General features: G+C 68.5%; 14 protein-coding genes. 10 read left to right on the top strand and 4 right to left on the bottom strand.

Translation table 11 applies throughout. The annotated features are described in order from the left end of the window. Nucleotides 1-8: 8 nt before the first annotated feature. Nucleotides 9-1073, bottom strand: a complete 1065-nt coding sequence (locus tag DID96_RS06310) for an asparaginase (RefSeq protein WP_124598399.1) — start codon at nt 1071-1073, stop codon at nt 9-11. A gap of 410 nt (nt 1074-1483) precedes the next feature. Here DID96_RS06310 and DID96_RS06305 point away from each other — a divergent pair, with 410 nt between their 5' ends. After that, on the top strand, nt 1484-3751 hold the full coding sequence (locus tag DID96_RS06305) for a TonB-dependent siderophore receptor (RefSeq protein WP_124598398.1): 2268 nt from the start codon (nt 1484-1486) through the stop codon (nt 3749-3751). 34 nt (nt 3752-3785) lie between these two features. Here the strand turns inward: DID96_RS06305 and DID96_RS06300 are convergent, their stop codons facing one another. Continuing rightward, nucleotides 3786-3959: a hypothetical protein gene (locus tag DID96_RS06300; RefSeq protein ID WP_260463814.1), complete on the bottom strand. Its 174-nt coding sequence runs from the start codon at nt 3957-3959 to the stop codon at nt 3786-3788. A gap of 107 nt (nt 3960-4066) precedes the next feature. Between DID96_RS06300 and DID96_RS06295 the strand changes: the two genes are divergently transcribed. From DID96_RS06295 to DID96_RS06260, 8 genes are all read left to right on the top strand, one after another. Next, nucleotides 4067-4291 carry a hypothetical protein gene (locus DID96_RS06295; protein WP_124598397.1) on the top strand — a complete coding sequence of 75 codons (225 nt, stop codon included), beginning with the start codon at nt 4067-4069 and terminating at the stop codon, nt 4289-4291. A gap of 474 nt (nt 4292-4765) precedes the next feature. Then, on the top strand, nt 4766-6442 hold the full coding sequence (locus DID96_RS06290) for a methyl-accepting chemotaxis protein (RefSeq protein WP_124598396.1): 1677 nt from the start codon (nt 4766-4768) through the stop codon (nt 6440-6442). 28 nt (nt 6443-6470) lie between these two features. Beyond that, a complete protein-coding gene (locus DID96_RS06285) occupies nt 6471-6959 on the top strand; it encodes a chemotaxis protein CheW (RefSeq protein WP_124598395.1) in 489 nt (162 codons plus the stop codon). 8 nt (nt 6960-6967) lie between these two features. Further along, the gene (locus DID96_RS06280) at nt 6968-8413 is read left to right on the top strand and encodes a CheR family methyltransferase (RefSeq protein WP_124598518.1); all 1446 of its coding nucleotides are present in this window, start codon (nt 6968-6970) and stop codon (nt 8411-8413) included. Then, nucleotides 8394-9125, top strand: coding sequence for a chemotaxis protein CheW (locus tag DID96_RS06275; protein ID WP_124598394.1), 732 nt, complete (start codon nt 8394-8396; stop codon nt 9123-9125). Before DID96_RS06280 ends, DID96_RS06275 begins: the two co-directional genes overlap by 20 nt. Beyond that, complete coding sequence (locus tag DID96_RS06270; protein ID WP_124598393.1) at nt 9122-11470, top strand: hybrid sensor histidine kinase/response regulator; 2349 nt, start codon at nt 9122-9124, stop codon at nt 11468-11470. Before DID96_RS06275 ends, DID96_RS06270 begins: the two co-directional genes overlap by 4 nt. Next, complete coding sequence (locus DID96_RS06265) at nt 11467-12474, top strand: chemotaxis response regulator protein-glutamate methylesterase (RefSeq protein WP_124598392.1); 1008 nt, start codon at nt 11467-11469, stop codon at nt 12472-12474. Before DID96_RS06270 ends, DID96_RS06265 begins: the two co-directional genes overlap by 4 nt. Before the next feature lie 45 nt (nt 12475-12519). After that, nucleotides 12520-13647 carry a diguanylate cyclase gene (locus DID96_RS06260; protein ID WP_124598391.1) on the top strand — a complete coding sequence of 376 codons (1128 nt, stop codon included), beginning with the start codon at nt 12520-12522 and terminating at the stop codon, nt 13645-13647. A gap of 74 nt (nt 13648-13721) precedes the next feature. Here the strand turns inward: DID96_RS06260 and DID96_RS06255 are convergent, their stop codons facing one another. After that, nucleotides 13722-15971 (bottom strand): bifunctional diguanylate cyclase/phosphodiesterase, encoded by a 2250-nt coding sequence (locus tag DID96_RS06255; protein ID WP_124598516.1) that lies wholly within the window; start codon nt 15969-15971, stop codon nt 13722-13724. Between the two features lie 510 nt (nt 15972-16481). On the opposite strand from DID96_RS06255, the gene rpoD reads away from it, so the two are divergent. After that, entirely contained in the window at nt 16482-18470 is a 1989-nt protein-coding gene (gene rpoD, locus DID96_RS06250; RefSeq protein ID WP_124598390.1) for an RNA polymerase sigma factor RpoD, read from the top strand. Between the two features lie 108 nt (nt 18471-18578). Here the strand turns inward: rpoD and DID96_RS06245 are convergent, their stop codons facing one another. Next, complete coding sequence (locus DID96_RS06245) at nt 18579-18782, bottom strand: cold-shock protein (RefSeq protein WP_124598389.1); 204 nt, start codon at nt 18780-18782, stop codon at nt 18579-18581. Nucleotides 18783-18851 lie beyond the last annotated feature (69 nt).

Genomic DNA, 18851 nt, shown 5'->3' with positions numbered 1-18851 from the left:
GCCGCCGGTCACCCCTGCCGCAGCTCGAACGGGAACGTCACGTGACCGATCTCGACGTTCTGCGTGTTCAGCATCGGCGGCCGATGGAACGCGGCCAGCTGCTTGCGCTGCCCGGCGGTGCCGATCTGCAGCCGCTCGAGCAGTTCGCTGACGATCATGTACAGCACGTCGATGTTGCCGTCCTCGACCTTCACCGAGATGCCGAGCGCGCCGTCGGCGCCGAGGCGCCGCGTATCATCGGACGCGCGCACGCCGAGCCCGTAGCACGCATCCGCGCCGAGCTTGCCGACGACTTGCCCGTCGAAGGCCCGCATCAGCACCGTGCAATACCTGCCGTCGCCGGCAACCATCTCGGGGTGCCGCGTCATCGCGTGATGCAGGCGCGCGAGTGCACGGACACGCGCGGATCGTTCGGCGTTGCCGGCTTCCACCGCGTCCGCGCCATCGGCGAGGCTCGCGTAGAGGCGAGCCAGGCGATCGAGCGCAAACGCGGGCGTCGGCAGGTTGCAGCCGTCGATCGCCCATTCGACTTCGTCTTCACGCAGCCCGCACGCTTCGGCTACGACGCGCTTTACCCGCATCTGCATCGGATGGTCCGGCAGATGGTAGTCATCGATCGCGGCGCCGATCGCCTGCGCGCCGGCCAGCATGCCGACGTGCTTTCCCGAGCAATTGCTGCAGACGCCGGTCGGGCTGTAGTCGCGCTTGATCCATGACCGGTACACCGCGTCGGACAGCGGCGCGTGCCCGCCGCAGCGGAGGTCGGATTCCTGCGCATGCACCTTCGACAGCATCGCCCGGGTCCGCTCGATATGCCGGTCTTCGCTGCTGTGCGACGCGCACATCAGCGCGACATCCGCTTCATCGAACTCGAACCGGTCGGGGCCGCCCGTCTCGATTACGGACAACGCCTGCGCGGGCTTGGCCGCCGATCGCGCGAGCGTCATCCGGAACGGGTCGCCGAACCGATACAGCAGCCTGCCGCCGGCATCCACCACTGCTACGTGCGCGACATGCGTGTTCTCGATCGAGTTGCCACGGTACGTGACGACCGCTGCGCCATTCGTTTCCATCCTGTCTCCATTCTCGGGCCGCGCCATCCGGGGCCCCGTCCAATCGGTACGAAAGTGTATCGAGTCGCCGCCGTAGCGGGCGAAACCGCCGATGGAAAGCGGTCTTGCGCCCGATGCAAAGGCGCAACGTGCAGCGGGGGCCGCCGGAACCGCTCGACAAGGTCGAACGCGCGCCGCAGTTGACCGGCAATGACGCCGTTTTGCACTCGCCCGCCGCTCGCCCCGCATCCTGACCCATTCAGTACAAGAACCCTTCAAGTGTTTACATATTTCGCATCAATCCCTACAATTGAGATAGCAAACGCGAATCATAAGCATTTACATTACTTCACTAGATGACCGCGGGCGTCGTCCCGTCCGCCGTCATCGCCAGCACGCACCCGAACACCGAACCTTCCGCTGCCATCTCTATGCCTGCCCAGTTCAAGACGCGGCCGCGCACCCTCGTGTCCGCGCTGTATTGCTCCGCTTTCCTGACCCCGCTCCTCGCCGCCGCGCAATCCGCGCCCGCGGGGCTCACCGCGCCCGCGGCTTCCGGCAACACCACGCCCGCCGCGCAACCGGCCGCCGCCGACGGCGCGCCCGCGACGCTGCCGACGATCGCAGTCCGGTCGTCCGCCGAGTCCGAAATGCAGGCGAAGCGCTCGCCGTCGTACAAGTTCACCGCGCCGCTGCTCGACACACCGCGCTCGGTCACGGTGATTCCCGAACAGCTGATCAAGGAAAAGAACGTGACGACGTTCGCCGACGCGCTGCGCTCGGTGCCCGGCATCACGTTCCTCGGCGGCGATGCGGCGGCGAACCCGTCGGCCGACCGCCCGGTGATTCGCGGCTTCGAATCGCGCAACTCGATCTTCGTCGACGGGATGCGCGACTCGGGCGTGCAGAACCGCGAGACCTTCGCGGTCGAGCAGATCAGCGTGGTGAAGGGCCCGGATTCGGTGTACGCGGGCCGCGGCTCGGTCGGCGGCAGCATCGACATCGTCACGAAGACGCCGCAGAACGACGACTTCGTCAACGGCAGCATCGGCTTCGGCACCGACGGCTACAAGCGCGCGACGATCGACGCGAACCGCAAGCTCAACGACACGACCGCGGTGCGGCTGAACCTGATGGGTCACGACGCGAACCAGGCCGGCCGCAACGACGTGTACAGCAAGCGCTGGGGCGTCGCGCCGTCGGTGGTGTTCGGCCTGAACACGCCGACCACGGTCACGGTCAGCTACTACCACCTGAACAGCTATGACATGCCGGACTTCAGCGTGCCGTTCCGCGCGTCGGGCGGCACGCCGGTGCCGACCGACCGCGGCCAGTTCTTCGGGCTGAACACGCGCGACTACCGCTACACGCAGACCGATTCCGCCGAAGTGCGCGTCGAGCACCGCTTCAACGACAACCTGAAACTGAAGAACACGACGATGTTCGGGCGCTCGACGCTCGACTACGTCGCGACCAATCCGCAGATTCTCGCGTCGAACCCGAACCTGCTTGGCCTGCAGGCGAAGAGCGGCAAGTACGCGCTCAACAGCATCGCGAACCAGACCGAAGTCACCGGGCGCGCGAGCCTGTTGGGCATGCAGCACACGATGACGGCCGGCGTCGAGTTCAGTCACGAGCAGAGCCGCTACGAGGGCTATCTGGTGTCCGACTCGGCCGGCAACAGCATCCGCACGGGCGGCCCGTGCTCGGTCGCGGGCAACTGCACGCCGCTCGCGGGCGGCTGGAACCCGAACATGCCGTGGACCGGCAGCATCGTGCTGAACGGCGACAAGGGCTTCCCGGGGCCGACGACGAACACGCGCACCGACACCGTGTCCGCGTACGTGTTCGACACGGTGAAGCTGTCCGAGCGCTGGCTGTTCAACGCAGGGCTGCGCTTCGACCGCTACGACGTCACCGCGAAGCAGGCCGGCGTCGCCGACCTGTCGAACACGTCGAACCTGTTCAGCTACCAGTTCGGCCTCGTGTTCAAGCCGGTGCACAACGTGAGCCTGTACGCGTCGTACGGCACGTCGTCGAACCCGCCGGGCTCGAACGCGGGCCTTGGCGGCGGCACCGACCAGATCACCGTGACCAACCAGGACCTGACGCCCGAGCGCTCGCGCAACATCGAGATCGGCGCAAAGTGGGACGTGCTCGAAGAGCGGCTGTCGCTGACGTCCGCGCTGTTCCAGACCGAAAAGACCAACGCACGCGTGAGCGACGGGCTCGGTCACGTGATCAACGCCGGCACGCAGCGCGTGCGCGGCGCCGAACTCGGCTTCGCGGGCAACGTGACGAACAAGTGGCGCGTGTTCGGCGGCTACTCGTACCTGAACGCGATCACGACCGACGCGGGCCCCGGCAACCCCGGCGCGTCGGGCCTGCCGATGGTGATGGTGCCGAAGCACAACTTCACGCTGTGGACGAGCTACGACGTGATGCCGAAGCTGACCGTCGGCGCGGGCGCGACCGTCGCGAGCAAGACCTATGCGTCGGTGTCGCCGACCGTCAAGAAGTGGACGCCCGGCTACGCGCGCTTCGACGCAGCCGCGACGTGGCGCGTGAACAAGACGATGGATCTGCAACTGAACGTGCAGAACCTGTTCGACAAGAAGTATTACTCGAGCGCATACCCGATCTACGCGACGTGGGCGCCGGGCCGCTCGGCGATGGTCACGCTGAACTTCTACCAGTGACGCCGGTAACGCGATCTCTGCGGTCCGCGCGCGCTCAGGCGAGGTGGTAACGCAGCCAGAAGGTCTCGCGGCACGCGTTGTCGAACGCGATCCGCGCGGGGCTGATCGCCTGGTCGTCCGGGTGGCGAACGACGTCGTAGTCGATCCAGCATTCGGCGCACAGCAACGCCGACGGCGCGTGATCCTGCTCGACAGAGCGGCGGATCACCGCGCCGTGACCTTGTCGGCGGGAGGGAATTGGCCGGCAGCCCGCATGGCGGAGCCTCCGTGCAGCAACTACACTGAAAAGCATCCGCAATGTTCGGGAGAGCCGCCATGATTGACGTATTCGAAACCATCGGCAGCCGCGCGTTCTCCGCTCATCTGGCGAAGGACGGCATGGTGACGCTGATGGAGCAGCGCCATGAAGTCGATCGCGTGACGCTCGCCACCGCGTATGCCGCGCTCGTCGAGGACGTCGCGCAGGAAGACGACCTGCGCGATGCGACCGTCGAAGGGATGATGCGCGCGCTGATCCAGGGGTATGCGCGCAGCCACTGAGTCCATCGTTGCATCCGCGCCGACGTCGCGACACGTCGGCGCCGGTCTTTCACCCGACACCCGACCAACTCCGCAAGCCCATACCATGCGCGCGCCGGCCGCCCCGCGGCGGGCCCGCGAACGCCATCCCGCGCCCGATCGGGGCCCCACCGAAACCTGTATCCCCTCCTGGAAAACGGCCGAAACGACATGCATCGATGAACGCCGAAGTTTACAGATAAACCACCCACACATTTCATTCGAATTACAGCTACCGTCAGAACAATGAACTAACTTTAATAGGACGGAAAAGCGCGACGCAATGCGCAGAAAATTCGGTTGCGATCAAACGCGCCGCATGACAGCATGCGGGGCGCCGGCAATCGAGCAGCGATCCGGAACGATCCGATCGACCGTGCCGACCCGCGACCGAATCGTTTCATCCGCAGTTCGCGCCGCCGAACCCATCCGACCCAAGCTCTCCGGGAGACTGACATGGCCATTGCGACGCCCCGCGCCGGCACGCCGCCCCTGCCCGCCTTGCGACGCGGCCCACGCTTCACGCTCGGCACGCGCATCGTGCTCAGCTTCGGCGCGATCTTCGTGCTGATGCTGGTGATGGCGGTGATTTCATACACACGTTTGACCGCGATCGACGCGTCGGCCGACAGCCTGCGGCGGGATTCGGTGCCGGGCCTGTTCCTGTCGACGTCGCTGCGTGCCGCGGTGAACGAAAGTTACACGGTGCTCGAACGGGCGGTGTTCGTCGACAGCGACGCGGACGCCACGAAGCACGACCTCGACCGGATACCCGACGCGCTGCGGCGCTTCGACCTCGCATCGAGCCAGTACGAGGCCACGCTGTTCCGCGACGACGACAAGGCGCGCTTCACCGCACTCCGGGCTGCGTACGACGAATACCTGCCGCTGCTGAACGACACGGCGCACGCTGCGGCGAGCGATCGCGCAGCCGCGCGGGCCAGCTTCGCGCGCGTGACGTCGACGTGGCAGAACGTGGTCCGCACCGCGGAAGTGATGGTCGAAGAAAACCGCGCGCAGGCCGACGATTCGGCAGCGCAGATCCGCACGTCGGTCAACACCGCTGAAGCGACGCTCGCGACTGCGCTGAGCGTCGTGCTGCTGGTCGCGCTCGCGACCGGCTATGCGCTGTTCCGCGCAATCACGGGGCCGATGACGCGGCTCGTCGAAGTGCACGACGCGATGCGCACCGGCAACCTCGCGCAGCGGCTCGACCTGCGTCGCGGCGACGAATTCGGCACGCTGCAGGACGGTTTCAACCGGATGGCCGAAGAGCTCGCGAGCCTCGTGTCGCAGGCGCAGCAGTCGTCGCTGCAGGTCACGACGTCGGTGGCCGAGATCGCCGCGACGTCGAAGGAGCAGCAGGCGACCGCGAGCGAAACCGCGGCGACGACGACCGAGATCGGCGCGACGTCCCGCGAGATTCTCGCGACGTCGCGCGACCTGCTGCACACGATGAACGAAGTGTCGTCGGTCGCCGAGCAGTCGGCGGCGCTCGCGGGCGCGAGCCAGAGCGGCCTCGCGCACATGGAAGAAATGATGCGCAGCGTGATGGAGGCCGCGGGCTCGGTGAACGCGAAGCTCGCGATCCTGAACGAGAAGGCGGTCAACATCAACCAGGTCGTCGCGACCATCACGAAAGTCGCCGACCAGACCAACCTGCTGTCGCTGAACGCGGCGATCGAAGCCGAGAAAGCCGGCGAATACGGTCGCGGCTTCGCGGTCGTCGCCACCGAGATCCGCCGCCTCGCCGACCAGACGGCCGTCGCGACCTACGACATCGAGCAGACGGTGAAGGAGATCCAGTCGGCGGTGTCGGCTGGCGTGATGGGGATGGACAAGTTCTCCGAAGAAGTGCGGCGCGGGATGCGCGAGGTCCAGCAGGTGGGCGGCCAGCTGTCGCAGATCATCCACGAGGTGCAGACGCTCGCGCCGCGTTTCCAGATGGTCAACGAAGGGATGCAGACGCAAGCGAGCGGCGCCGAGCAGATCACGCAGGCGCTGTCGCAGCTGTCGGAAGCCGCGCAGCAGACGGCCGAATCGCTGCGCCAGTCGTCGCAGGCGATCGACGACCTGACGCTCGTGGCGAACCAGTTGCGTACCGGCGTGTCGCGCTTCAAGATCGACAGCTGACGCAGACGGCCTCCGGGCGATCGACACGATGCTCTTCCTTCTTTTCGAACTGGACGGCGAACGCTATGCGCTCGATGCGACGCAGATCGTCGAGGTGCTGGCGCTCGCGCCCGTGAAGTCGATGCCGGGCACGCCGCCGTGGCTCGCCGGCGTGATCGATCACCGCGGCACGCTGGTGCCGGTGCTCGACGTCCCGCAGCTCGCGCTCGGGCGCGCGGCGCGCACGCTGCGCTCGACGCGGCTCGTCGTCGTGCGCTATGCGCAGCCGAACGCAGCGGACGGCGCGGATCGGTGGCTCGGGCTGATCGTCGAGCACGCGACGCAGGTGCGCGATTTCGCACCCGCGCAATTCGCGGACAGCGGCATCGCGACGCCGCACGCGCGCTGGCTCGGGCCGGTCGCCGCCGACGCGTCGGGGTTCGTGCAGCAGATCGACGTGCGGCAGATGCTCGACGACGATGCGCGAGCGTTGCTGTTCCCGCCCGCGCAGCCGCTGCAGCAGGTGGCTGCCGGATGACGAACGCGATGAACGCCGACGATCCCCGCTTCGAAGCGTGGCTCACGCGTGAAACGGGCATGGATGCCACGACGCTCGGCCATCGTGCGCTCGCGCGCGCGGTGCTCGAGCGCGCGCGCATCATGCAGGCCGGCGCGCCGGACGTGACGCTGCCCGCCGGCGGGATGCCGGCCGACGACCTCGGCGACGGCGCGATCGACGCGTACTGGCAGCGGCTGATCGCGTCGCTGGACGAACGGCAGGCGCTGATCGAGACGCTCGTCGTGCCGGAAACGTGGTTCTTCCGCGACCGCGAAGCGTTCGTCGCGCTTGCGCGGCTCGCCGACGCGCGGCTCGTGCGCGAACCCGCGCGCACGCTGCGCGTGCTGAGCGCGCCGTGCTCGACCGGCGAGGAGCCGTATTCGATCTCGATGGCGCTCATCGACGCCGGCATCGGCGCGTCGCGCTTCGCGATCGACGCAGTCGACATCAGCGCGCGCGCGATCGACCGCGCACGGGACGGCGTGTACGGACGCAACGCGTTTCGCGGCCACCCGCTCGACTTCCGCGAGCGTCACTTCAGCGAAACGGACGGCGGCTGGCAGCTTCACGCGCGGGTGCGCGAACCGGTGCGCTTCGTGCAGGCGAACCTGTTCGATCTGCCGCTCGACGCGGACACGCGCTACGACTTCATCTTCTGCCGCAACGTGCTGATTTATTTCAACCGCGACACGCAGGACCAGTCGATCCGGCTGCTCGACCGGCAACTGGCGGACGGCGGCACGATCTTCGTCGGCCCGGCCGAAACGGGGCTGATGATGCGGCACGCGCTGGCGCCCGCGCGCATTCCGCTCGCGTTCGCGTTCCATCGGGCGCCGCCCGTCACTGCGCCGGCCGCAGGCGTGCCCGTCCGCGCGCAGCACGACTGGGCCTCGCCGGCCTCGCCTCCTCTGCTGCGGCCCGCCGTGCCGCAGCAGCCGGCGCTACGCGCGTACCGTGCACCAGCGCGCGACGTGGAGGCGGTGCCCCGGCCGTTCGCCGCGTCCGCAAAACGGCCGGCGACGCAGCTCGCGAACGCCGCGCCGGACGCGACGTCCGCCGAACCGGTCCCGACGCTCGCCGACGCGCGGCGGCTCGCCGACACGGGGCGCCTCGACGACGCCGAGCGTGCCGCGCATGCGTATACGCTCGCGCACGGCCCCGATGCCGACGCGTTCCACCTGCTCGGCCTGATCGCCGACGCGCGCGGCCGCGATGCCGACGCGCAGGATTTCTATCGCAAGACGCTGTATCTCGACCCGGCCCATTACGAGGCGCTGACCCATCTCGCCGCGCTGCGCGACGCGGCCGGCGATGGCGCCGGCGCACGGCAGCTGATGCTGCGTGCGCGGCGGGCCAGCGCGCTGCGCGGCACGCCGACGGCGCCGGACCGGACCGACGAACCGGGAGGAACCCATGGTTCACGCCGCGCTTGACGACCTCGCCCCGGCGAAGTCCGTCGACGACTGCTGGAATCGCATCGGCACGCGAGGCGACGGCTCGTGTCCGCGGCTCGCCGAGCACACGCGCTGCCTGAACTGCCCGGTGTTCGAACACGCGGCCGCGAAGCTGCTCGACCGGCCGCTGACCGACGCCGATCTCGCCGAAACGGCGCGCACTGCCCACACAACGGCGCGGCCGGACCGGACCGCCGACGCGCCCGCCCACGCACCCGCCAATGACGTGCAACCGCTGCAGTCCGCGCTCGCGTTCCGCATCGCCGACGAATGGCTCGCGCTGCCCGCCTCCGTGCTGCGGCAGATCGACGGGACGCGGCCGATCCATCCGCTGCCGCACCGGCGCAACGGCGTCGTGCTCGGGCTCGTCAACGTGCGCGGCACGCTGACGATCGCCGCATCGCTCGGCGCACTGCTGAATCTCGATCGCGATGCGGCCGGGCGGCACGCGTCGCGCAACGCGTATGCGCGGATGCTGGTCGTCGAGCATCGCGGCGACACGGTCGCGCTGCCCGTCGACGAGGTCGAGGGCGTGCTGCGCTTTGCGGCGTCCGCGCTGCTGCCGGTACCGACGACGCTCACCCACGCGGCCGCGATGCACGCGCGCGGCCTGCTCGCGTGGCGCGACACGACGATCGGCCTGCTCGACACCGACCGTGTGTTCGACTCGCTCGCGAGGAGCTTGCGATGAGCACCGACGACGACCTGATGCGCCTGTCGCTGCTCGACCTGTTCCGCGACGAAGCACACACGCAGACGCAGGCGCTCGCGAGCGGCCTGCTCACGCTCGAACATGCGCCCGGCGACGCGGCCGCGCTCGAGGCGTGCATGCGCGCCGCGCATTCGCTGAAAGGCGCCGCGCGCATCATCGACCTGCAGGACGGCGTCGACGTCGCGCACGCGATGGAGGAATGCTTCGTCGCCGCGCAGCGCGGCGAGCTGACGCTGACGGCCGCGCACATCGACGTACTGCTGCACGGCGTAGACCTGCTGCTGCGCGTCGGCGATGCCGATCCGGCGGCCGCGGTCGCGCGCGCGGACATCGACGCGCTCGCCGCGCGGCTGGCCGCGCTCGAACCGGGCGCCGCATCGGCGGGACCCGCGTCGCCCGCGCCCGAGCCCGGCGCAGAAACGATCGCGATCGCCATTGCACCGCCGCGCGCGGACGACCACTCGCCGCACACACCGGCCGATCCGGCGCCCGACCCCGCACCCGATCCAGCGCCCGACCCAGCGCCCGCCGTGCCCGACGCCGACCTGCCCTCGCCGGCCCGGCCGGGCCCCCGGCACGACCCGCAACGGATGCTGCGCGTGCGCGCCGAGCAGCTCGACCGGCTGCTGAGCCTGTCTGGCGAATCGCTCGTCGAATCGCACTGGCTGAAGCCGTTCACGGAATCGATCCTGCGCATCAAGCGGACGCAGCGCGATATCGCGCGCTCGCTCGACGTACTCGTCGAAACGCTTACGGACCGGCTCGACCAGACCGCGCTCGCGTCGCTGAACGACGTGCGCCAGGGGCTCGGCAACCTGCAGTTGCAACTCGGCGCGCGCCTCGACGAACTCGACCGCTTCGACCGCCGCAGCACGCATCTCGCGCAGCAGCTGTACGACGAGGCGCTGCGCTGCCGGATGCGGCCGTTCGGCGACGCGGCGCATGCGTATCCGCGCATCGTGCGCGATCTCGCGCGCTCGCTCGGCAAGCGCGTCCGCTTCACGATCGTCGGCGAGGCGACGCAGGTCGACCGCGACATCCTCGACATGCTCGACGCGCCGCTCGGCCACCTGCTGCGCAACGCGCTCGACCACGGCGTCGAGACGCCCGACGAGCGCCTCGCGCGCGGCAAGCCGGCCGAAGCGAACGTGACGCTCGAAGCGCGCCACAGCGCGGGCCAGCTGCTGATTTCCGTCAGCGACGACGGCGCCGGCATCGATCTCGACGCGCTGCGCGCGGCCGTCGTGCGGCGCCGGCTCGCCGACGCGGACACGGCCGCGCGGCTCACCGACCACGAGCTGCTCGACTTCCTGCTGCTCCCCGGCTTTTCGATGCGCGACCGGGTGACCGACGTGTCGGGCCGCGGCGTCGGCCTCGACGCGGTGCACGACATGGTCAAGGCCGTGCGCGGCACCGTGCGGATCTTTACCGAGCCGGGCCGCGGCGTGCGCTTCGTGCTGCAGCTGCCGCTCACGCTGTCGATCGTCCGCAGCCTGCTCGTCGAGGTCGGTGGCGAAACGTATGCGATCCCGCTCGCACACGTGCGCCGCACGCTCGAACTCGCGCGCAGCGACATCGACCTGCTCGAAGGCCAGCAGCATTTCCGCTTCGATGGCCGCGCGATCGGGCTCGTCACCGCGCACCAGCTGCTCGGCGCGCGTGCGCCGGAACACGCGCGCGACAGCATCGCGACCGTCGTGATCGGCGATGAATCGGATACGTACGGCATCGCGGTCGACCGCTTCCTCGGCGAATGCATGCTGGTGATCCAGCCGCTCGACCGCCGGCTCGGCAAGGTCAAGGACATCTCGGCGGCCGCGCTGCTGGAGAACGGCGACCCGGTGCTGATCATCGACGTCGAGGACCTGCTGCGCTCGGTCGACAAGCTCGTGCACGGCGGCCAGCTCGACAAGGTGCAGCGCGCGCAGCATGCGGCCGTCGCGCGACGCCGGCACGTGCTGGTGGTCGACGATTCGTTGACGGTCCGCGAACTGGAGCGCAAGCTGCTCGAGAAGCGCGGCTACGCGGTCACCGTCGCGGTCGACGGGATGGACGGCTGGAACGCGCTGCGCGGCGCCGATTTCGATCTCGTCGTGACCGACATCGACATGCCGCGCATGGACGGTATCGAGCTCGTCACGCTGATCAAGCGCGACGCCGCGCTGAAAACGCTGCCCGTGATGATCGTGTCGTACAAGGACCGCGAGGAAGACCGCCGCCGCGGGCTCGACGCGGGCGCCGACTACTACCTCGCGAAGAGCAGCTTCCACGACGAAACCCTGCTCGACGCGGTGCGCGACCTGATAGGAGAAGCCCGTTCGTGAACATCGGCATCGTCAACGACCTTCCGCTGGCCGTCGAGGCGCTGCGCCGCGCGATCGCAAGACGGCCCGAGCACCACGTGCTGTGGGTCGCGACCGATGGCGCGCAGGCCGTCGAGTTCTGCGCCGCGCAGCCGCCCGACATCGTGCTGATGGACCTGATCATGCCGAAGTTCGACGGCGTCGCGGCGACGCGGCGGATCATGTCGTCCGGCAAGCCGTGCGCGATCCTGATCGTGACGAGCAGCATCGGCGCGAACGCGTGGCGCGTGTACGAGGCGATGGGTGCCGGCGCGCTCGACGCGGTCGACACGCCGCGGCTCGGCGCAGGCGCGAACGGCGATACCGCGCAACTCCTGCTCGCGAAGATCGACCAGATCGGCCGGCTGCTCGACAATCCGCCGGGCACCGCCCGCCCCGCCGCCCCCGCTGCGAGCGGCTACGGCGGACCGCTCGTCGCGATCGGCGCATCGGCCGGCGGCCCCACCGCGCTCGCGTCGATCCTCGGCGCGCTGCCCGCCGGATTCGGCGCGCCGATCGTGATCGTCCAGCACGTCGACCAGGCGTTCGCGGACGGCATGGCGCAATGGCTCGACGGCCAGACGCCACTCACCGTGCGCATCGCGCGCGAAGGCGACCGGCCCGAGCCGTCCGTCGCGCTGCTCGCCGCGACCAACGACCACCTGCGCGTCACGCGCGCCGGCACGCTCGAATACACCCGCGAGCCGGCCGCGACGCCGTACCGGCCGTCGGTCGACGTGTTCTTCAACAGCGTGACCGAGCACTGGCCCGGCGACGTGATCGGCGTGCTGCTCACCGGCATGGGCCGCGACGGCGCGATCGGGCTGAAGGCGATGCGGATGAAGGGCTACCACACGATCGCCCAGGATCAGGCGACGAGCGCCGTCTACGGGATGCCGAAAGCGGCCGCGACGCTCGGCGCCGCGCGCGCGATCCTGCCGCTCGAGCGCATCGCAGGCGAACTGGCGGCGCTCGTCAGGGTTTGAAGGACATCGACATGCGTGACAGCAATGGCAACAACAGGTATCGACATGACTAGTGATTCCACGCGACGCCCGGGCCACGATAACGGCACGTCCGCCGCGGACGGCGCGGATGCGGCGCTCGAAGCCGCGCGCGCGACCCTGCAGACGCCGCCGGCCACCGACGTGCCGGCGATGGTGCTGCTGGTCGACGACCAGACGATCGTCGCAGAGGCCGTGCGGCGCGCGCTCGCCGACGAAGACCGCATCGACTTCCACTACTGCACGCGTTCGGACGACGCGCTCGTCGCCGCGACCGAGACGCGGCCGACCGTGATCCTGCAGGATCTCGTGATGCCCGGCACCGACGGGCTGAGCCTCGTGAAGGCGTACCGCGCGAATCCGGCCACCCGCGACGTGCCGATCATCGTGCTGTCGACGAAGGACGACCCGGCGATCAAGAGCGCCGCGTTCGCGGCCGGCGCGAACGACTATCTCGTGAAACTGCCGGACCGCATCGAGCTCGTCGCGCGCATCCGCTACCACTCGCGTTCGTACGTGAACCTGCTGCAGCGCGACGAGGCGTATCGCGCACTGCGGCAATCGCAGCAGCAGCTGCTCGAAGCGAACCTCGAACTGCGCCGCCTCACGCATTCCGACGGCCTCACCGGGCTGTCGAACCGGCGCTATCTCGACGAATACCTGAACGCCGAGTGGCGGCGCGGCGCGCGCGAGCGCACCGAGCTGTCGTTGCTGATGATCGACGTCGACAATTTCAAGCGGTACAACGACACGTACGGCCACGTGTCGGGCGACGATGTGCTCAAGCGGATCGCGTCGACCGTCGAAGGCTGCCTCGGCCGCCCGGGCGATCTCGCCGCGCGCTTCGGCGGCGAGGAATTCGCGGTGGTGCTGCCGGGCACGTCGCCGGGCGGCGTGCGCCTGCTCGCCGAGAAGATCCGCCTCGCAGTCGAGGCGCTGCGGCTCGAGCACGTGCATTCGTCCACCGGCCGCTACGTGACGATCAGCATCGGCGGCGCGGGTGTCGTGCCGGCGGCCGGCGCGCCGATGACGTCGCTGATCGAGGCCGCGGACCGTGCGCTGTATCGCGCGAAGCACGACGGCAAGAACCGTGTGGTGATCGGCATGGCCATCCAGCCGGACGAAAGCGGCAGAAACGGCAACACGCCTGCGTAATCGGCAGGGCCGCCCGAACGGCGCGGCCGCGTGATGCGCGGGGCCGGCCGAATGGCCCGACCCGGCCCGTGCCGTTACGGCTCGCCGAGCCGGCGCGCGTAATCGGCCGGCTCGAGCGGCCGGCTGAACAGATAGCCCTGTTGCTTGTCGCAGCCGATCTGCCGCAGGAACGACGACTGCGCCTCGGTCTCGACGCCTTCGGCCGTGACCTTCATCCCGAGCGAATGCGCCATCGCGACCACGGCCTGCGTGATCGCGACGGCATCGCGGTGTTCCGGCACGCCCGACACGAACGAGCGGTCGACCTTCAGGTTGTGCAGCGGGAAACGCTTCAGGTACGACAGCGACGAATAGCCGGTGCCGAAATCGTCGACCGAGATCCGCACGTTCATGTCGGTGAGCGCTTCGAGCATCGGCAGCACGGTCGCGGTGTCGTTCATCAGCAGCCCCTCGGTGATCTCGAGCTCGAGCGCGGACGGGTCGAGCCCCGCCTGCGCGAGGCAGCGGTCGACCGACTCGACGAGCCCGTCGTGGAACTGCCGCGGCGACAGGTTCACAGCCATCATCAGGTCCGGCGCGATCGTGCGCCGCCATTCGGCCGCCTGCCGGCACGCGGTCTCGAGCACCCACTGGCCGATCGCGACGATCTGCCCGGTGTCCTCCGCGACCGGAATGAACTCCGCCGGCGACAGCGGCCCGAGCTCCGGGCTCGTCCAGCGCAGCAGTGCCTCGGCCCCGACCGTGCGGCCGTTGCGGCCGTCGACGACGGGCTGGTACGCGAGCCGCAGCGTGTTCGACGCGAGCGCGCGGCGCAGCGACTGTTCGATCGCGAAGCGGCGCTGCAGCCGCAGGTTCAGCTGCGCGGTGAAGAACTTGAACTGGTTGCGGCCGCGCTGCTTCGCGTCGTACATCGCGGAATCCGCGTTACGCATCAGCGTCGCCGCGTCGTCGCCATCGCGCGGCGCGACGCCGATGCCGATCGACACGCCGAGGTAGTACTCGTTGTTCGCGGCCTCGAACGGCCGCGCGATCGCGTCGATCACCTGCCGCGCGAGCGCGGCAAGGCTGTCCGGTTCGTCGCAGTCGTCGACCAGGATCACGAACTCGTCGCCACCGACGCGCGTGAGCGCATGCCGCTCGCCGACGCAGCCCGCGAGCCGCGACGCGACGCTGCGCAACAGCGCATCGCCCGCGTCGTGGCCGGCCGTGTCGTTGACCTTCTTGAAACCGTCGAGATCGACGTACAGGATCGCGACGCGCGCGGCGCCGGCGGCGCCGTCGCGGGCGTCGAACAGCTCGCGCAGCCGGTCGGCAAGCCAGCGGCGGTTGTAGAGGCCCGTCAGCGCGTCGCGCGTCGCGAGGTAGCGCAGCTGCTGCTGCGCTTCGCGCACGGGGCCGATGTCGTTGATCGACACCAGCACCGAATCGGCCTCCGTGTCGCCCGGCTTCACGATCGGCACCGCGTTGCCGCGCACCCAGACCACGTCGCCATCCGCAAGGCCGAGGCCCGCCGTGTAGCCGAGCAGCGGCGTCGCGGTCACGAGCGCGCGCCGGCTCGGCCACTCGTCCGGCGGGATCGGCGTGCCGTCCTCGTACAGCGCGCGCACGATCACGGTCGACAGCGGGCGGCCGACGAGGCTGCCCTCCACGCGCATCATCCGGTTCGCACTCGGGTTGCTCGCGACGATGGTGCCGTCGCGCGACACCACGAAGATCCCCTCGTTCAGGCTGTTGACGACGAGCCGGTGATGCGCCTCGCTGCGCGCGAGCTGCCGCGCAATCCGGTCCTGGTGCACGGCGAGCCCGACGCTGTTGCTGATGTCGCGCAGCAGCGCGGTTTCCTCGTCGCTCGGCCGGCGCGGCGCGCGATGGTAGACCGCGAACGCGCCGAGCACGGCGCCCGCTTCGTCCTGAAACGGCACCGACCAGCACGCGCGCAGCCCAAGCGGCAGCGCGAGGGCCTTGTAGTCGCTCCACAGCGGATCGGTTGCGATGTCCTCGACCGCGACCATGCTGCGTTCGTGCATCGCGGTGCCGCACGAGCCCGCCTTCGGGCCGATCGCGGCGCCGTCGATCGCCGCGCCATAGTGGGCCGGCAGCGACGGCGCGGCGCCGACGCGGATATGCAAGCCGTCCTCGTCGAGCAGCATGATCGTGCACGACGCGCCTGCACCGAGCAGCCCTTCCGCGCGCCGGCAGACCTCGGCCAGCAGTTCGGGCAACGGTGTGTTGCGCGTGATCAGCCGCAGCACGCTCTGCTCGGACGCGAGCACTTCGGCCGCAAGACCGAGGCTGTAGCGAGAGCTTTGCGGTTCGGTATCCAACATGAAACCCGCCGTCGTGGTTCGATCGCGTCTGGCGCGCGCGATTCGCTATCTTGACTTCGTGCCGCTTCTCTCCGTGCAGCTTCTTGCGTCCGGGTTTACGCCAAGGGACGGCGCGGCCGGACGGACAAACGCCGTTCCGGTATCGGACCGTAATACATTTAACACTAATCCGTGACACCCAGCGCATCGAAATGCATAGGGAGTTGCACGGGACGCGGATGTCTTGAACGCTTCGTCGCGCGCCAGGTCCGGAAAATCGGGCCAGCACGTGTTTTTCGCCTCCCCGCCTGCCCGACAAATTCTTGCCCGCGACATATTGCGTCGCACAAGCTGGTCTGATACTATTCCCGGTCCCACATACTGCGCACATCGGACTCCGCGCGAGGCACCCCGGCCTCGACTGCCTGTGCGCCACTCCACGATTCCGTTCGCAATCGGCAGGCAAACCAACTTGCCGTCATGCTCGCGACGATCGTCGGCCAACCTGTCGAGGAGAATGCATTGGCAATGCCTGATCGGGACGATTCCGCGTCCCGCGCGATCGCAGTTACGTCAAAAACCGGTCGCAATGCGTCGAAGGGGAAAACCCTGGCCGTCGCAACACCGCCGGACGCCGCGTCGGTGGCGCGCCACGACGAGGAGCGTCAACTCCAGATGCGTGCACTGATCGCGCTTGGACGTGAGCGCGGCTATCTCACACACGCGGACATCAACGATCACCTGCCCGACAACGTGACGCAAACGGCGGCGATGGAGGCGATCGTCAGCACGTTCAGCGACATGGGCGTGGCCGTGTACGAGCAGGCGCCGGACGCCGAAACGCTGCTGCTGAACGACGCCGCGCCGGCCGCGGCATCCGACGATCAGGCGGACGAGGAAGCGGAAGCCGCGCTCTCGACCGTCGATTCGGAATTCGGCCGCACGACGGATCCGGTCCGGATGTACATGCGCGAAATGGGCGCCCGCGAACTGCTGACCCGCGCCGGCGAAATCGAGATCGCGAAACGCATCGAAGGCGGCCTGCAGGACATGATCCAGGCGATCGCCGCGTGTCCGTCGATCGTGTCCACGATTCTCGCCGATGTCGACCGCATCGTTGCCGGCGAACTGCGTATCGACGAACTCGTCGACGGCATCAGCATCGACGCCGACGCGAACGAACCGACGCCGGAGTCCGACGACGATAGCGAGACATCGCTCGCATCCGACGATGATTCGGACGAAGACGACGACGACGTCGAAACGGACGCCGGCGATTCGGAAAAGGCGAACGCGGCCCGGCTCGAACAGCTCACGAACGACAGCCTCGCGATTTTCGCGCGCGTCCGGGCCCTGTTCGAGCAACTGCCGGAAGGTCCCGTGACTGGCAAGGCCCGTTCCGCCGCCGTTGCGCAAGTGCGCTCGGAGATCCAGCGCGAACTGGCGCCGATCCGCTTTACGGCCAAGACCATCGATCGGCTGTGCGCCGACGTGCAGGAGCAGATCGCCCAGGTTCGCGCGATCGAGCGCGACATCCTGCAGATCGCCGTCGACCGGTGCGACATGCCGCGCGACGCGTTCGTCGAGTCGTTCCCGGGCAATGAGACCGACCTCGAATGGGCCAGCCGCACGGCGGCATCTTCGCGGAAGTTTGGCGCGGCGCTCGAGCGACATCTGCCGGCGATTCAGGCCGGACAGCAAAAGCTCGTCGATATCGAGGAAAGGGCTTCGCTGCCGCTGCAGCAGCTCAAGCAGATCAACCGCCAGATGTGCGCCGCCGAGTCGAAAATGCGGCAGGCCAAGCGGGAGATGATCGAGGCGAACCTTCGTCTCGTCATTTCCATTGCGAAGAAATACGTGAACCGCGGCATGCAGTTCCTGGATCTGATCCAGGAAGGCAATATCGGCCTGATGAAGGCGGTGGACAAATTCGAATATCGGCGCGGCTGGAAGTTTTCGACCTACGCCACATGGTGGGTCCGCCAGGCCGTCACGCGTGCGATTGCCGATCAGGCGCGCACCATTCGCGTGCCCGTGCACATGATCGAGACGATCAACAAGCTGAACCGGATTTCACGCGAAATCCTGCAACAGACGGGCAAGGAAGCGGATCCTGCCGTCCTCGCGGAGCGCATGGAGATGTCCGAGGAAAAGGTGCGCGGGATCCTCAAGATCGCCCGGCAACCCGTGTCGCTCGAAACCCCGGTGGGCGACGATGGCGATGCGACGCTCGGCGACATGATCGAGGATGCCGGTGCGAGTTCGCCGGCAGAGGCTGCGATCCACGCGAACCTGCGCGCCGCGATCGACGAGGCGCTTGACGCACTGTCGCCACGCGAGGCCAAGGTCTTGCGGATGCGATTCGGGCTCGACACCACGTCCGACCACACGCTCGACGAGGTCGGCAAGCAGTTCGACGTGACCCGCGAGCGGATCCGTCAAATCGAAGGCAAGGCGATGCGCAAGCTGATGCATCCCAGCCGCGCGGACAAGCTGAGAGCCTTTCTCGAGCGCTGAGGAAAGCCGGGCGCGAGGTTCGTTCGACGCCCTGCTCCACACCCGCAGCGATCTCGCGCCGGCCTGATCGCTGCTCTGAGGCCGGGCGGGTTCGCTGCGCGGGAAAACTTACACAGGCTTGATGTTCGCTGCCTGTTTCCCCTTCGGGCCCTGCTTGACGTCGAAAGTGACCTTCTGGCCCTCTTGAAGGGATTTGAAGCCGCTTCCCTGAACTTCGGAGAAGTGCGCAAACAGGTCTTCGCCGCCGTCATCCGGCGTGATGAACCCGAAACCCTTCGTATCGTTAAACCACTTGACGGTACCGGTTGCCATATTCTGAGTGTTCCAGAGAGATTGATTGTGGATGACACGCCTGGCCGGTGCCAGACGTGCGGCCAATGT

The organism is Burkholderia sp. Bp8963, assembly GCF_003854275.1.
Taxonomy (GTDB): domain Bacteria; phylum Pseudomonadota; class Gammaproteobacteria; order Burkholderiales; family Burkholderiaceae; genus Burkholderia.
This window is presented reverse-complemented; position numbering and strand designations above follow the sequence as displayed.

Coding starts and splice junctions, on each gene's coding strand:
- DID96_RS06280 (WP_124598518.1), top strand. CDS start 6,968: ATGAACGCCGACGATCCCCGCTTCGAAGCGTGGCTCACGCGTGAAACG.
- DID96_RS06270 (WP_124598393.1), top strand. CDS start 9,122: ATGAGCACCGACGACGACCTGATGCGCCTGTCGCTGCTCGACCTGTTC.
- DID96_RS06310 (WP_124598399.1), bottom strand. CDS start 1,073: ATGGAAACGAATGGCGCAGCGGTCGTCACGTACCGTGGCAACTCGATC.
- DID96_RS06295 (WP_124598397.1), top strand. CDS start 4,067: ATGATTGACGTATTCGAAACCATCGGCAGCCGCGCGTTCTCCGCTCAT.
- rpoD (WP_124598390.1), top strand. CDS start 16,482: ATGCCTGATCGGGACGATTCCGCGTCCCGCGCGATCGCAGTTACGTCA.
- DID96_RS06275 (WP_124598394.1), top strand. CDS start 8,394: ATGGTTCACGCCGCGCTTGACGACCTCGCCCCGGCGAAGTCCGTCGAC.
- DID96_RS06285 (WP_124598395.1), top strand. CDS start 6,471: ATGCTCTTCCTTCTTTTCGAACTGGACGGCGAACGCTATGCGCTCGAT.
- DID96_RS06260 (WP_124598391.1), top strand. CDS start 12,520: ATGACTAGTGATTCCACGCGACGCCCGGGCCACGATAACGGCACGTCC.
- DID96_RS06305 (WP_124598398.1), top strand. CDS start 1,484: ATGCCTGCCCAGTTCAAGACGCGGCCGCGCACCCTCGTGTCCGCGCTG.
- DID96_RS06245 (WP_124598389.1), bottom strand. CDS start 18,782: ATGGCAACCGGTACCGTCAAGTGGTTTAACGATACGAAGGGTTTCGGG.
- DID96_RS06290 (WP_124598396.1), top strand. CDS start 4,766: ATGGCCATTGCGACGCCCCGCGCCGGCACGCCGCCCCTGCCCGCCTTG.